This window comes from Candidatus Omnitrophota bacterium (genome assembly GCA_028715965.1).
Taxonomy (GTDB): domain Bacteria; phylum Omnitrophota; class Gorgyraeia; order Tantalellales; family Tantalellaceae; genus JAQUQS01.
Window position 1 is genome coordinate 158,822 of the sequence record JAQUQS010000002.1, and the last position, 14,979, is coordinate 173,800.

Annotated in this window: 12 protein-coding genes; 1 reads left to right on the forward strand and 11 read right to left on the reverse strand. The window is 52.9% G+C overall.

What is annotated here, in order from left to right:
• Window positions 1–20 precede the first annotated feature (20 nt).
• The 5 genes from PHH49_01955 to PHH49_01975 form a co-directional block, all read right to left on the reverse strand.
• Window positions 21–947, reverse strand: a complete 927-nt coding sequence (locus tag PHH49_01955) for a hypothetical protein (GenBank protein MDD5487710.1) — start codon at window positions 945–947, stop codon at window positions 21–23.
• Between the two features lie 154 nt (window positions 948–1,101).
• Window positions 1,102–1,629: a sigma-70 family RNA polymerase sigma factor gene (locus PHH49_01960; protein MDD5487711.1), complete on the reverse strand. Its 528-nt coding sequence runs from the start codon at window positions 1,627–1,629 to the stop codon at window positions 1,102–1,104.
• Between the two features lie 146 nt (window positions 1,630–1,775).
• Window positions 1,776–2,477, reverse strand: coding sequence for a GAF domain-containing protein (locus PHH49_01965; GenBank protein ID MDD5487712.1), 702 nt, complete (start codon window positions 2,475–2,477; stop codon window positions 1,776–1,778).
• Between the two features lie 65 nt (window positions 2,478–2,542).
• Window positions 2,543–4,645 (reverse strand): glutamine synthetase III, encoded by a 2,103-nt coding sequence (locus tag PHH49_01970; GenBank protein ID MDD5487713.1) that lies wholly within the window; start codon window positions 4,643–4,645, stop codon window positions 2,543–2,545.
• 310 nt (window positions 4,646–4,955) lie between these two features.
• Window positions 4,956–7,166, reverse strand: coding sequence for a cellulase family glycosylhydrolase (locus PHH49_01975; protein ID MDD5487714.1), 2,211 nt, complete (start codon window positions 7,164–7,166; stop codon window positions 4,956–4,958).
• Between the two features lie 153 nt (window positions 7,167–7,319).
• Between PHH49_01975 and PHH49_01980 the strand changes: the two genes are divergently transcribed.
• Window positions 7,320–7,763, forward strand: a complete 444-nt coding sequence (locus tag PHH49_01980) for a CBS domain-containing protein (GenBank protein ID MDD5487715.1) — start codon at window positions 7,320–7,322, stop codon at window positions 7,761–7,763.
• Window positions 7,764–7,769: 6 nt separating this feature from the next.
• Here PHH49_01980 and hypE read toward each other — a convergent pair whose 3' ends face one another.
• From hypE to hydG, 6 genes are read right to left on the reverse strand one after another with little or no spacing between them, the layout of a single operon-like run.
• Entirely contained in the window at window positions 7,770–8,828 is a 1,059-nt protein-coding gene (gene hypE, locus PHH49_01985; GenBank protein MDD5487716.1) for a hydrogenase expression/formation protein HypE, read from the reverse strand.
• Window positions 8,818–9,918, reverse strand: a complete 1,101-nt coding sequence (gene hypD, locus PHH49_01990) for a hydrogenase formation protein HypD (protein ID MDD5487717.1) — start codon at window positions 9,916–9,918, stop codon at window positions 8,818–8,820. Before hypD ends, hypE begins: the two co-directional genes overlap by 11 nt.
• Window positions 9,905–10,156 carry a HypC/HybG/HupF family hydrogenase formation chaperone gene (locus PHH49_01995; protein ID MDD5487718.1) on the reverse strand — a complete coding sequence of 84 codons (252 nt, stop codon included), beginning with the start codon at window positions 10,154–10,156 and terminating at the stop codon, window positions 9,905–9,907. Before PHH49_01995 ends, hypD begins: the two co-directional genes overlap by 14 nt.
• Window positions 10,157–10,174: 18 nt before the next feature.
• Window positions 10,175–12,499, reverse strand: coding sequence for a carbamoyltransferase HypF (hypF, locus tag PHH49_02000; protein MDD5487719.1), 2,325 nt, complete (start codon window positions 12,497–12,499; stop codon window positions 10,175–10,177).
• The gene (gene hydE / locus PHH49_02005) at window positions 12,450–13,520 is read right to left on the reverse strand and encodes a [FeFe] hydrogenase H-cluster radical SAM maturase HydE (protein MDD5487720.1); all 1,071 of its coding nucleotides are present in this window, start codon (window positions 13,518–13,520) and stop codon (window positions 12,450–12,452) included. Before hydE ends, hypF begins: the two co-directional genes overlap by 50 nt.
• A complete protein-coding gene (gene hydG, locus PHH49_02010; protein ID MDD5487721.1) occupies window positions 13,498–14,979 on the reverse strand; it encodes a [FeFe] hydrogenase H-cluster radical SAM maturase HydG in 1,482 nt (493 codons plus the stop codon). Before hydG ends, hydE begins: the two co-directional genes overlap by 23 nt.

The following is a 14,979-nucleotide window of genomic DNA, read 5'->3' on the forward strand; positions in this document are numbered from 1 at the left end:
CTTGTTTAACCTAGCATATTTCAATACGCGAACCCTATAGTAACGCCGCCGTAGAACTCGTTGCTCTGAGCATCATTATAGGTCTTCCTGTCAAGTATAACGGAATATGATACTGTCGGCGTTATCGTGAAATACTTGAATACCGGGATATTGACGCCGCCCGATATATTCATGTCGCTCCAACCTGATTTGTCGGTCCACTGCTGGTCATTATACGCGAACGTAAGGCCCAGGTCCGCGGTAATATCATTCTCGAACTCGAACGTATGCCCCAGGCCGAACAGGAAATACGAACCACTGCCACCGCTCCCGCCTGAACCTTTTCCATGGCCGATATCCCAGTACCATGTGAACGACGGCTGCAGTAAAGTATCGTACGCGACCCCCAGATACATCTCATGTGACGAGAAATATTTGTTCCCGCTATCCACGTTCGGGAAAGTGTAATAAGTATATCCCATCGAAACGCTGAGGGGATCGGCAAAGCCAAGGCTACCCATCTCGAACTTCTCGGCCATTTCGCCCACGTTGAACGTATAGTCGACGGTATAATCCAACTCCGTTATCTCCTGATATCTCCCGCCGTCCATGGTCTTATCGTGGTTAGTGCTGTAGTTACCCCATATGTCAAAGGTAAGCCCCCATTTGGACAACGACCCGTCGAACTGCATCACGGGCTCGTCCCCCAGGTTCTGTCCCCTCCATATGTACTTTGTCAGGAACGTTGTGGACAAGGACACATCCGGCGCCCACTCCGGTCTTTCCCCAAGCCATTCGCCGTTAAGATCGACGGCTACGGCGGTCGTGGCCAAAGCGAAGGCCAGACAACAAATACCTGCGATAACACGCGTGCTTCTTTTCTTGAACATATCTTCCCCCTTTTCCTTTTTCATTATACTCCCGTTCACATCCACCCCAACAAAAAAAGCGTCTTCAAACCCCACCATGGGCCTAAAGACGCCTGCGTCAGACAAAAAAAAAGACATCCCTCTCCGTTGAGCTCTTTTTCAACATCGAATGAACATCTTCGTATATTTTATCACATCAATGTGCTTACACTAGTACAAGTAGACCGCGCGCGCGCTTGGTAACCAGGTTCTATTACCATTCAAGCTCATCGCGGAGCTTTTCGCATTTTTCCTTTATCCTGCTCCTGGTCTTAACGACCATCACGTGCGATATGCCGATCTTTTCCCCTATTTCACGCGTTGTATACCCTTCCATCTGGTAATAGAACACGTCTTTCTCCCTCTCGGTGAAATTACGGTCCACTTCGTCAAGCAGGAGAAAGATCTCTACGGAGGCGGTATCCTTTATATACGCGTCAGACACCAGCGTATCCCCCAGTGTATATTCGCCATCTTCTACGAGCGCGAAAAGACTTACGGAATTCGCGTCGACAGACTTACATATCTTGCGTATGTAGTTCTTAAGGAAGAAATAGCATCCCTGCAGGATATAACTTTCCGTTTTATCCTCAAGACTGCCATTGCCATGCATAAGCCACAAATGCAGAAGCGCTTCCTGCAGGAAATCATCCGAATCACAATATGTATACCTCGTACACACCTTGTGTGATATAGCCTTCAGCCTCGGTTTCAGCCTGGTCACCATTTCTTCATACTTCATATCACACCCCCTTAAGAAAAAAGCCCTTTCCGAGCGTCACCGCTCAAAAAGGGCTTCAGAGCCTTTGTCTATCTCCCGCATGGAGCATTAAACCGTTACCGCCTCTTAGCGGATACCCGACGGCCCTGTCGGGGGGACGTACCGTATCACCACTTACGTATTTCCTGGGACAATATCACGGCCTCGGCTATCTCCTTCATGGAGACGCGTTTGTTCATGCTGGATTTTCGCAGCATGGTATATGCCTCTTCCTCGGAAATACTCTGTTCCTTCATCAATATGCCTTTTGCCTTCTCGACCTTTTTCCTCGTCTCTAGCTCTTCCTGTATGATCTTGCTTTTCACCATCAGCTCCGTGTTCTCTATTGCCACGGCCGCCTGGTTGGCCACGGTGCTTAAAAGATGTATATCGTCCTTCGTGAACTCATACATATCAACGGTATAGACGTTTATCACGCCTATGACCTTGTCTTTCACCATCATGGGAACGCTGAGCATCGAGACAAAACCTTCTTTCTTGGCCAGCGCCTTCTGTTTATACCTCTTGTCATTCAGTATATCCGATATCGCCACAGGTTCTTTGTCCCTGGCCACAAGCCCGACTATACCCTCGCCTACCCTTATAGCGCGTTCCTTCAGGTATTCCTGGCTCATGGCCTGCGTGGCTCTTATCCGGAGCTCCCCTTTTTCCTCATCCAGAAGCCATAACGCGCATATCTTGGCGCCCATCACATTCGCCGTGAGGTTGACTATCAAGCGGAGTATATCCTCCAGATAAAGGTCGGACGTGATAGCCTTGCTTATCCTGTTCAAGGTCGCCAGATATTCTTTTTCGGGAGATTTGTTCATATTCGACCGTCCCCTGTTATATTTACCGGGCCTGGCGCCTGACGGCACCAGGCCCGAACTCATGCCTACATTAAAAAGAGCATCTCGGTATAGGACGGAAGCGGCCATATATCTTCCGGTATTACACTTTCCAGCTCGTCCACCGATCCGCGCAACGTTTCCATGGCCTTTAACATCTTCTCCGGAGAATGGCTCTGTATGGCCTTTTCCAGGACTTTGACCCCTTTCATCGTCTCTTCGATATAGCCGCATATCTCCCTGAGCAGGGCCTCTGAAGAGTCGACCTTTATCTTAAGGGCCTTGGTGTCCATGATGGTCCCCGCAAGGTCGCCCTGGTATTCCAGCGCGGCCGGTATTATAAGCGTCTTAGCCATGTCCAGAGCCACACTGGCCTCTATGGCTATTGTCTTTTCGTATTGTTCCTTGTATATCTCGTTCCTGGACCTGAGCTCGGTCCGGGACAGCACCTTGTGTTTCTCGAACAGTTTCATGGCCTTTTCCGACGCCATGCTCTCAAGGGCCTCGGGCGTTTTCTTAAGGTTCGGCAACCCTCTTTTCTCGGCTTCTTTGTGCCATTTTTCCGTGTAGTTGTCACCGTTGAAAAGTATCCTCTTGTGCTTTTTGACTATATCCTTGATTATCTTCTGGAGAGCCTCGTTAAAGTCCTTCTTGGATCTTACGTTCTTCTCCAGCCGCGTGCATATCTCGTCCAGCGCGTCCGCCACTATAGTGTTGAGCACTATGTTCGAACCGGAACAGCTCTGGTTGGACCCCACAGCGCGGAACTCGAACTTATTGCCCGTGAAAGCGAACGGGCTTGTCCTGTTCCTGTCGGTGACATCCCTTGGAAGAGGCGGAAGTGACGTCACTCCTATCTCCAGGGTGCCGCCTTCTTTCGAGGTCTTGGCCCCGCCTTTTTCTATCTGCTCGATTATATCCGTGAGCTGTTCCCCGAGAAAGATAGAAAGTATCGCGGGAGGCGCCTCGTTAGCGCCGAGCCTGTGATCATTACCCGCCGTAGCGACGCTCGCCCTCAAGAGATCGGCATTGGTGTCTATGGCCATCATAAGCGCGCATATCATCGTAAGGAACTTGGCGTTCTCATGCGGATTGTTCCCCGGAGAGAGCCAGTTCTTACCGTCCGGACCCACGACCGACCAGTTGTTATGCTTACCCGACCCGTTCACGCCGGCAAAGGGCTTTTCATGCATAAGACACACGAGCCCGTGTTTCTCGGCTATCTTCCGCAGTACCTCCATTATTATCATGTTATGGTCCACGGAAAGGTTCTGTTCCTCGAAGACCGGAGCTATCTCGAACTGGGCGGGACAAACCTCGTTATGCCTGGTCTTGCTGGGGATGCCAAGCGTCCAAAGCTCCCTATCGAGGTCTTCCATGAACTCTATCACACGCGTCCTTATCGCCCCGAAATAATGGTCCTCCATCTGCTGATGTTTTGCCGGAGCCTTGCCAAAAAGCGTCCTGCCGGTCTGGATAAGGTCCAGCCGCGCTTCGTAGAAAGACTGGTCTACAAGGAAATATTCCTGTTCAGGGCCAAGCGTAGCATAAGCCCTTTTATTTTTCGTGTCTATCCCGAAAAGGCCCGCGAGGCGGCATACCTGCTTCGAAAGCGCGGCTACCGACCTGAGAAGCGGTGTTTTCTTATCCAGGGCCTCGCCGTGATAAGAACAGAACGCCGTCGGGATACAAAGCGTGGCGCTATTCTCACCGCGTTTTATGAATGCCGGGCTGGTCGGGTCCCATGCGGTATATCCACGGGCCTCGAAAGTCGCCCTGAGACCGCCGGACGGAAAACTCGACGCGTCCGGTTCCCCCTTTATGAGCTCATTGCCGGAAAACTGCATTATGACCCCGCCTTCATCATCCGGCTGTATAAAAGAATCATGCTTTTCGGCGGTAGAACCCGTAAGAGGCTGGAACCAGTGCGTAAAATGCGTCGCGCCCTTCGAAACGGCCCAGGTCTTCATTGCGTCGGCCACCTCATTGGCGATGCTTGGATCTATGGACGTACCTTCTTTTATCGTCGACAGCAGTGATCTGTACGCTTTTTCCGAAAGGTAATTACGCATGGTCTTCGTACCGAAAACCTCTTCACCGTAATAATCAGCCACTGTCTCAACACTGATCCTATTGTCTTTCATGGTCATCCCCCTTTTGTGTTCCATACCACTAACATTTTAACAATTATATTTTTTAATTCAACATAATTAACGACCGCGCGTATAAAAAAACGCCCTTTACGGCCGGTAATATCCCAACTTGGCCGAAAGGACGTCTTTATCCTTACCTTGGGCCGTACTTCCCTCGTACGGCAAAAAAAAAGAGGCTTCCTAAGGATGCCTCTTTGCTTCTTATGACACGCACTACTTCGTGCAAGTATTATTTTACCCAAAAAACGGTTTTTGTCAAGTTCTTTTTCAGCAATTGCCCGGATATCAGGCGGCCCCGTGACGGGCCTTATTCCACCTCTTTCGGGGACACTATACAAGCTATATCCGTGTCAAAGGGAGGCACTTCCAGCCTCAATTTTCCCCTATAAGGGGTGGCCACACAGGACGAAACAGCCTTACCTGATACCGTATCGTACCACTCCACGTTATAGTCATACCTACCTGTCAGGTCCATCACATCGAAGAAAGCGCCTTCTATCCTGCCCACCGTGTCAGTGGGCATCGACACGGCGTTGTTCTTCACCCAGAAGAGCATCTTCCCGCCAACCTGTATGCCTGCACACATAGCGTTCTCGTAAATACTGTCGACATATCCCTTGAACGTCACTTTCTCAATGCTTACCCAGTCCCCGCCCTTGTTGCTCAAGGTCAACGTATGCCTGCCGCGAGGCAAAGGCACGTCGATATCCATATCATATTCGCATTGGTAAAGGTCCCATTCCTCTTTGTATCGGCTTTTTTTCCACGGGCCCTCTCCCGGGCCTGTCGGTAACCTTTTTTTCAGCACTTCTTTGCCGTCGATCAGGACCACGAGTTCCGCGTCCTGGCTCACCTTTCCTATATTTATGACCGCTTTCCCGGGTCGGGAACCGTCATAGTCGAATATCATGTCCTTTTTTATGGACATCTTATCAGTGCCATGCAGGTATTTATTAGGGTTGCCTGTCCCCGACAATGACCCGTCACGCGAGACAAAGAACCTGTTGGGACCTATTTCCCCCCATTCATTCCGCGTGGATATCTCAACGTCCCGGGGAGAAGTGTTGCGCGCCACCTCATAGGGTCTCATTACCCCGGATGTTACGATATATTTGAAGGGACCGTTCCAATCCAGTCCCGACAGGATAAGTGAAAGCCCCTTATAATGGTGATAGAGTTTTTTAGGCCTTATATAGCTGTCCCACCACCAGTTCATGGCCGTACCCATGGCTCCGGATACCAGTGAAGCCCATATACTGTTATGGAGCGCCGTCCCCTTACCGTCGGGGTCGATGAACTTGTCGTCCCTGGACGCGTCCATGCCGAATTCCGCGAAAATGAAAGGTTTCGAATACCCGGACAGCCCGGTCCTGCCCTCGTTTATCATTACACGGCTGTAATCAGGTCCCGCGTCATTGGAATACAGGTGTTCCGACACTATATCCATCCTCTTCAGGTCCCAGACCTTCCCCGCGGCTTTTTTACCGGGCCTGTGAGGATACCCGAGACTGGTCGTTATGAGCTGCCTGTGAGGGTTTATCGATCTCAGGTATACCGTCATCTCCTCAAGCCATTCGACCGGGGCGTTGTACTCGTTCCATAATTCGAACGCGAGTATATTCGGTGAATGACCGTATCTCGCGACTATGTACCTGAGCTTGTTCTTGTAAAAACGTATGGCATCTGGATCCTTGAAAAAATCTTCCGGGGTCCTGCAGGGGCCTCCCCGGCACACATTGTAGGGATTGGCCCCCCACTTGTCCTCATCCCAACCGCCTTCCCCGCTCATAAGGCTGCCATACGTATCGAGACATAGGATAAGGTATATCCCCTTCTGAGCGGCCAGGTCCAGAAGTCTGTCCAGCGCTTCCGCGGCCTCTTTGTCATACCGTCCCAGATCCCCCCATTCCAGGGGGAAAGACCAGTTGCACATCCACACCCTGGCCATATTACATCCGTTATTCTCGAGTTCCGTGAAGTATCTTTCAAAAAGTTTCGTACTGCCTTTGTTCACCCACGCCACGTTGTGCCCGATACCAAAGAACGGCCGGCCGGAATCGAACACAAGGTAATGATCGTTCCCGGAGGCCCTTCTTAAGAACCCGTCACCGGATCCCGGCCCCACTAAAAGGTCATGCGCGGGCGTATTCCCGGAAACGGCACTGGACCTTACCTTCACATAGTATTTGTATTCCCCGGATCTGGTAGGCGTGAACCTTACCTCCCATACCGACATATTCTTGTTCTTATCGTTATACACGGAATAGGCGGGCATGGAGATCGTCTCCCTGTCCGGCCCTATTATCACCGCGTACGCGTCCATATCCGCTATATCGTCAGGATTGCCTTTTATGTAAGGCAGGATGAACCGGACTTTTACGGTCTCATAACATACCGCTTCCCCGGGGACCTTCCCGGCGAACGCTATCTCGGCGGCCTCCGCCCGCGCATGACGGCAGCAAACGAAAGAGCATACCAGAAGGAACACAAGAATGGTTTTTATAGGCCTCTTGGACATGCTGTGGATTTTATCACAAATACGCGGGCTTTTAAACAATCTATTTCAGCACGGACAATATCGTTATTTTTTTATGTTGAAATTAACGATATATAAGAGCTATACTATATGTGTTGTCCCGGGCCAACCTACCCACAAAAAAAGGAGGACAGTATGACACTGGATATCCTTCTAAGAGAAAAAGGCAATGAGATCTACTTCACCCATGACGACGCCACCATCCTGGAATGCGTAAGGTCCTTGGGCGAAAAGAATATCGGGGTCCTTATGGTCCTTGACGATTCCGGCCGCCTTGAGGGCATCGTTTCGGAAAGGGATATCATCCGGAAAGCTTTCGACGAGTTCGGATTGAAGCCGCACCTGAAAGTAAAGGACATCATGATACCGCGCGGCCAGCTGGTACTGGCGGCAAAGAACGACAGGATATCTGATATCATGCAGAAAATGTCGGACAACCATGTCAGGCATATCCCGGTGATGGACGAGGAGAAAGTGGTGGGATTGCTTTCCATCCGCGACGTTATCTGGAAGCTTCTGGACGAAACGGTCACGGAGAACCGCCACATGAAGGATTACATCTACGGCCATCCGTTCTGAACCCGGTCAGCAGATACGCGGCAGCTGCTCTCCCGTGAGCATGTCTATCTTTCGGATGGTGCCGACAAGGTTCCTCATGTACACACCGCTTGTCCTCCCATCGACATGACCTATCCGGCACGCGTTCCTGCCGGCATTATGCCTTGAAAGTATCTTAATGGTCTTTTCCGCTTCTCCTGCCGGGACAAAACATATGAACCTGCCCTCGTTGGCCACCTGCAGCGGATCAAGCCCCAGTATCTCACATACGCCTTTTACTTCCTCGCTGACCGGGATATAAGCCTCGTCTATCCTCATACCGGTACCGGAAACGGACGACAACTCTATAAGCGCGCTGGCGAGCCCTCCCCGTGTTAGATCCCTCAGGCAATGGACATTCACGCCTTCCGAGATCAGGTCCTCGACCATACCGGAAAGAAGAGCCGAATCGCTTTCCAGTGACGTCTTGAGGGCCAAACCTTCCCTGGCGGACATTATCGCGATCCCGTGCCGGCCGACATCACCGCTGATCACTATGGCATCGCCTTCCTTGATACCGGAAGGCAGTAAGGGTTCGTCCGACATGAGCGTCCCGACACCGGAAGTATTTATGAACAGTCCGTCGCCTTTACCTTTTTCAACCACCTTTGTATCCCCCGCGACTATCCTGACCCCCGCCTCGTCACAGGACCGTTTCATGGAAGCCGCCACCTTCTCGAGCACTTCCATATCAAGCCCTTCTTCGATAATGAACCCCGCGGTCATGAACCTGGCCCTGGCGCCGCACATGGCCAGATCATTCACCGTACCGTGCACGGCAAGGGACCCGATGTCCCCTCCCGGGAAGAAAAGCGGGGTTACAACGTACGAATCCGTTGTCATCGCTATTTTTTCCCCGCCCAGGGACATAACAGCCCCGTCGTGGCGTGTGTCCAGTTCCGGCGAATCGAATATCCGCATGAACACACTGGAAATAAGGTCGTTCGTGAGCTTCCCTCCGGAACCGTGTCCTAAAAGCACCTTTTTGTAGGAACTCACGGGCACGGGACAGGTCCTATATCCATCGGATATACTATTATCCTTCATTTTTCTCCCGATCCTTGTAGTTATAATACGCGGCGCAGGCCCCTTCCGACGACACCATCGGCGCGCCTAGCGGATGTTCCGGGGTACATGCCCCGCCGAACTTCCCACACTCGTCCGGCCTTATTATCCCCCTGAGCACCTTACCGCTCATGCAACCCTGGTCCTCCTCGGCAGTGACCGCGTCCAGGCCGAACACTTTCTCAGCGTCATATCCCTCGTATCTTCCGTTCAGCACAAGACCGCTTAACGGTATATTGCCTATCCCGCGCCATTTACGGTCGGATAGGTCGAAAACCTCTTTCATGATACGTTTTGCTTCCGGGTTCCCCTCTCTTTTCACTACACGCGAATACTGGTTCTCCACATCAAAACGTCCTTCCTCAAGCTGTTTCACGCACATGTATATACCCTTCATTATATCCACGGGTTCGAACCCCGTAACCACAATAGGGACCCAATGGTCCTTGGCGATCCCTTCGTATTCATCATATCCCATTACGGCACACACATGCCCCGCGGCCAGGAACCCCTGTACCCTGTTATTGCTATCAGAGAGTATCAACCTCATCGCCGGCGGGACCAGCACATGCGAGACCAGCATATAGAAATTATCCACTCCGTTCTTTTTCGCCTGATAGACCGCCATGGCGTTACCCGGAGCGGTCGTTTCAAACCCTACCGCGAAGAACACGACCTTCTTACCCGGATCATCCACGGCCATCTTGAGAGCGTCCATCGGGGAATAGACCACCCTCACATCACCGCCTTCCGCCTTAACGCCCAGAAGGTCCTTTGACGAACCCGGCACCCTGAGCATATCGCCGAAAGAACATAACACCACGTCTTTCATCGAAGCCATACGTATAGCGCGGTCTATCGCCTCGACCGGCGTTACACATACCGGACATCCCGGGCCATGCACAAGTGTTATCCCACGAGGGATGAGTTCATCTATACCGAACCGCATTATCGAATGTGTCTGGCCGCCGCACACTTCCATTATCGTCCACTCACGAGTGGTTATCCCGCGGATAGCCGTGGCAAGGGTCTCCACGGACACCCGGTCCCTGAACTCATCAACGTATTTCATCATCCCCGCCTTCAGGGCGCAACTCCCCTATATCCCTTATAAGTCCTTCCGCCTCATCCGCGTCCACCGTATTCAAGGCGAATCCGGCATGTACGATAACGTAATCACCCTCTGAGGCCTCGGGCACATACGCCATGTTGACTTCCCGTAATACCCCGCCAAAGTCCACCATACCCATCCTGGAGAACGGATCGGAACCGGTTATTTCCCGTATCCTGCCCGGCACAGCTAAGCACATGTTACCCTTCTTTCCATGTTATTTGTCCGTTCTTCCAATATCCGCGCGGGAAGCGGCCAGCAACTGACCCAGCGATATACCTCCGTCATTCGGTGGCACTCGCTGGTGCCAGTAAGGCTTGAACCCTTCCTCCCGCAACCTGTTGACCGTCCTTTCGGTAAGATACCTGTTCTGGAAGCACCCGCCGCTAAGAACGACTTTCTCATTACCGCATTTCCCGGCCATTGAGACTATGATCTCCACCATCGTATCGTGAAAACGTTTCGCTATATAGGAAGCCGGCTTACCATTAAGCACGTCATCGAGCACTTCCTTAAGGAAAGAAAGCCCGACATGATACACCTCCCCGGACCTGTTGATATCGATACCATAACAGGGCGGCCTCATGTCACCACGCATTGCGAACTCAAGGCTCATGGCCGCGTGCCCCTCGAACGCCGACCTGTGGCAGATACCGGTCAAGGCGCTTACCGCGTCAAAGACCCGGCCCGCGCTCGAAGTAAGCGGGGAATTTATCTTCCTCTCCAGCATGATAAGTATGTTCGAATATTCCGCTTCCGCGAACCCCAAAAGGCCACGGAGCCGTTCATCCCCGAACGCGGCGGCCCCGGACACGGCATAGAACGCCCCTATAGCCGCCCTGCGCGGTTCGACGATGGCTTTTTCCCCTCCGGGAAGCGGGAATAAACGGAAATGTCCCGACCTTTCGAACGATGCCCCGTCAACACGGAGGAATTCCCCTCCCCATATCGTGCCGTCGGGTCCATACCCCGTACCGTCCCACGCGACCCCGGTAACGGGCCCTTCTATGGAGTTATCCGCCATGCATGAAAGTATATGCGCGTGGTGGTGCTGGACTTCCACCGGAACGTGGTCGCGTCCGATATCGTACATAGACGACACGTAAGCTTTGTGCATATCACGCGCGACCACTTCGGGCTCCACACCGTAAAGTTCGCGCATATCCTTCACGCATGCCGAAAAGGACATAATGGCTTTTTCATTACTTAGATCACCAATGTGCTGGCTTATAAAAACTTCCCTGCCTCCGGTGATGGCTATCGTGTTCTTGAGATGCGCCCCCAGGGCTATTATCTTCCTGTCATTATTTTCAATGCCTACCGGTAGCGGCGCGTACCCTCGCGCGCGCCGGAGCACCTGTTCCTGGCCGCTTACGACACGTACGATGGAATCATCTATCCGCCTGGCTATCGGCCTGTCATGCGTGAGAAAAGCGTCCGCTATCCCGCCAAGGTCCCTTAGGGCCTCTTCCTCTGTCGCGCATATAGGCTCTTCGCTTATGTTCCCGCTGGTCGCTACTATTGGCACCCCCAGGGCCACGGTCAAAATGATGTGAAGCGGAGTATACGGGAGCATTATCCCGAGATACGGGTTGCCTGGCGCGATATGCGCGGATACGCCCGCTTTGGGTCTCTTTTCAAGAAGAACTATCGGCGCTTCCGGCGACATCAGGAGCCGCTCCTCAAGGGCTGAGACGTTACAATCCTGTTTAACGGCGGTAATGTCAGGGTACATAAGGGCGAACGGCTTCATGTCACGTTTTTTATACTCCCTCAACCTCCTTACAGCGTGGTCATCAGTTGCGTCGACCATGAGATGGAACCCGCCCAGGCCCTTTACCGCCAGGATCTTCCCATCCTTTATGTGGAGAACGGCCTTTTCCATCGCTTCATGCTTGGTGGCCACACATGTACCCGTTCTATCAAGCAGCCTTATCGAGGGTCCGCACACGGGACACGCTATAGGTTGCGCGTGGAACCTCCTGTTACCCGGATCCTCATATTCCTTTCTGCAATCATCGCACATTTCGAATTTTTTCATTGTAGTGCCCGGTCTGTCATATGGCATGGTCTCTATCACGCTGTATCGCGGACCGCACAGGGTACAATTATTAAAAGGATAGCCGTACCTCCTATCCGACGGATCACATATCTCCCGGCGGCATTCAGGACACGTAGCGATGTCCGGCATCACACACGTTCCTTCGGTCTTGTCGTCGCTCTTTTCTATGCTGAACCCCGAATATCCGGCCGCATCCAGGAAAACAGGTTCCATGCTCGCCAAATACGCCCTCTTGGGTCTTTCACGCTCGACCCGCACAAGAAATTCCTCAAGAGCGGGCCTTCTTCCTTCAACTTCCGCGACCAGACCTATGCCAGAATTCTTCACCCATCCGTCAAGGCCGAGGTCCGAGGCAAGCCTGTACACGAATGGCCTGAACCCCACACCCTGCACGGCTCCGCGCATCAGGACCCTCACCCTTAATCTGGGCTCATCCATTTTTCCCCTTTTCGCGCAGGTAATAGCTCCTGCCATGTCCATACCCTTCCGCCACATGACGGCCGATCCTCGATATAAGTGCGCGTGCGGTCCGGTCACTGTCCGCCGGACTTTCCTTTACGCACATCTTCCCGGGATATATGGCGTATTTCTCCCTATACCCCGGCGGCGTCATGTTCGGCATAAGCACATTGGCCCCCACGCGCAGCGCCATTTCCTGCCCGCACGGGTCGATAGAACCCGTAGCGGTAGTCGCCGGTATATGCGCGCCGGGAAGCACTATCCTGGTAAGCGCCGTGACCTTCATGACAAGAGACAAGGACCCGGCGGGCCCCTGCCCCATTCCGGTGTCGGGATGCGGTACGAACGGCCCGCTCCCCACCATGTCAAGATCAAGCTGGCGGAAAAGCATTATGTCACGCGCGATGCTCTCCACGCTCTGCCCCGGGATACCCACCATTATACCCGAACCTGTCTGGAAACCCGCGTCCCTGATCCGTCTTATATGTTCCAGCCTCTTTTCCAGCGAACTTCCAGGCTTCAGCTTACTGTAAAGCGCACTGTCGGACGTCTCGAAACGCATCAGGTACCTGTCCGCCCCCGCGCCCCTCAGCCTCTCGTACTCGGGACCCGTTCTTTCGCCCAGGGAAAGCGTTACGGCCACGCCATACCGTGTTCTCAACCTTTCCACGATACGGCATATATCGTCCGTGCCGTATAACGCGTCCTCTCCGGACTGCAATACTATCGTTCTGTATCCAAGGCCGGTCGCGAACGCGGCGGAACCATATATCTCGTCCGGCGTCATCCTGTAACGTCGTGCGCCACGGTTAAGGGCGTTGATCCCGCAGAAGGAACATACCGCGGAACAATTGTTGGAGAACTCCACAAGACCCCTTAAGTGCACGCCTTCCCCAACATGGCGCGACCGCATCCGGTCCGCCTGGTCATATATGACCCGCAAGGCTTCCTCGTCCTCGGACAGTAATACGGCAAGGATATCCTCGAACGCGTACGCGTCGCCGGGCGCCCTAACTTCATCAGAAATATATATCTCTTTCACCGTTCTCCACCCTTTTATAGTATTCTGTCAGGATAGGGACCGTTTCCGGCATCCGGGAGGCGATCTCATCCAGTTCTTTACGTATGATCTTCTCTCCAGCGGCCCTTGTCCCTTCCGAGGCGAAATCATCCAGCCATTCCCGGAACGTCAGCACGGCGTTAAGCTTACAGAACCGGCCTTCCTGCCCTGACTTCAAAAGTTCCATTATACATCCTCCGGTACGACCACATCTGTACCCGGCGGTACAGAATGACGTGATGTATCCCATATCGGCAAGCTCACGTACCACTTCATCGAGGCTTCTTGTGTCCCCGAGCGTGAACTGCTGGTCGGACATATCCTGGCCTTCCTCCTTCGCTCCATATCCTCCGACCCCTATCCTGGTCGAAGCGTCCGTCTGGGTACAACCCAGGGGTATTATTTTCCTCCTGATACCGGCGTTCTCCCTGGCGGTAAGTATCATGCCGGTATGCGGCACGGACAGGCGCAGGACCGTCACCAAACGCATGAAATCATCATCACTCACGGCATAAGGCACCTTACGCGTTATTGGCGAAGCGTCGGCTTCCTCTATCCTGGGAAAAGATATGGTATGCGGACCGACGCCAAAAGTGTTTTCAAGCTCCCTGGAGTGGTAAAGAAGCCCCATCACCTCGAACTTCCAGTCGTAAAGCCCGAAAAGCGCGCCCAGACCCACATCATCCAGTCCCGCTTCCATAGCCCTGTGGGCCGCATAAAGCCGCCACGCGTAATCCGCTTTTATAGTGCCGCGCGGATGTACCCTGGAATATGTGTCATGGTGATAGGTTTCCTGGAAGACCTGGTATGTCCCTATCCCGGCTTCTTTCAAGAGCTTCAACTCATCGACCGGCATGGGCGCCGCGTTGACGTTACATCGGCGTATCTGCCCGTATCCTTTTCGCGCTGGTACCTTGACCGAATATATCTCTTTTACCGAATCATGGATATATTCGGCCCCGGTAAGCGGATGTTCCCCGTACACCACTATAAGCCTCTTATGCCCTATCGCGCCCGCTAACGTCCCTACTTCCCCACGGATCTCAGCCGGGGACAGGATCTTTCTTTCCATTCTGGCGTTACGGGTACCGAACCCGCAGTAAGAACAGTTATTCACGCAGTAATTACCCATGTACAGGGGCGCGAACGTCACTATACGGTTGTCATATACCTTGCGCTTGACCTTGGCCGCGGTCTCCCTCATTTCCTCGAGCAGCCCATCGTCCGTAACATTAAGGAGTACAGCCGTATCGTCCGGGGACAAGGTCTCTATCGAAAGTGACTTATCAAGTATTCCCTTTATCCTGCCGGGATCGTTGGACCTGTTCCGTTCCAGCTTTTCGGCTATTTCCGCGTCATCTATGAAATCCCTGCCACCCGTCATATATCTCATTTTCTCGGCCGGGACCACCCTGCTGTCCATCCATTCCCTGATATTCAT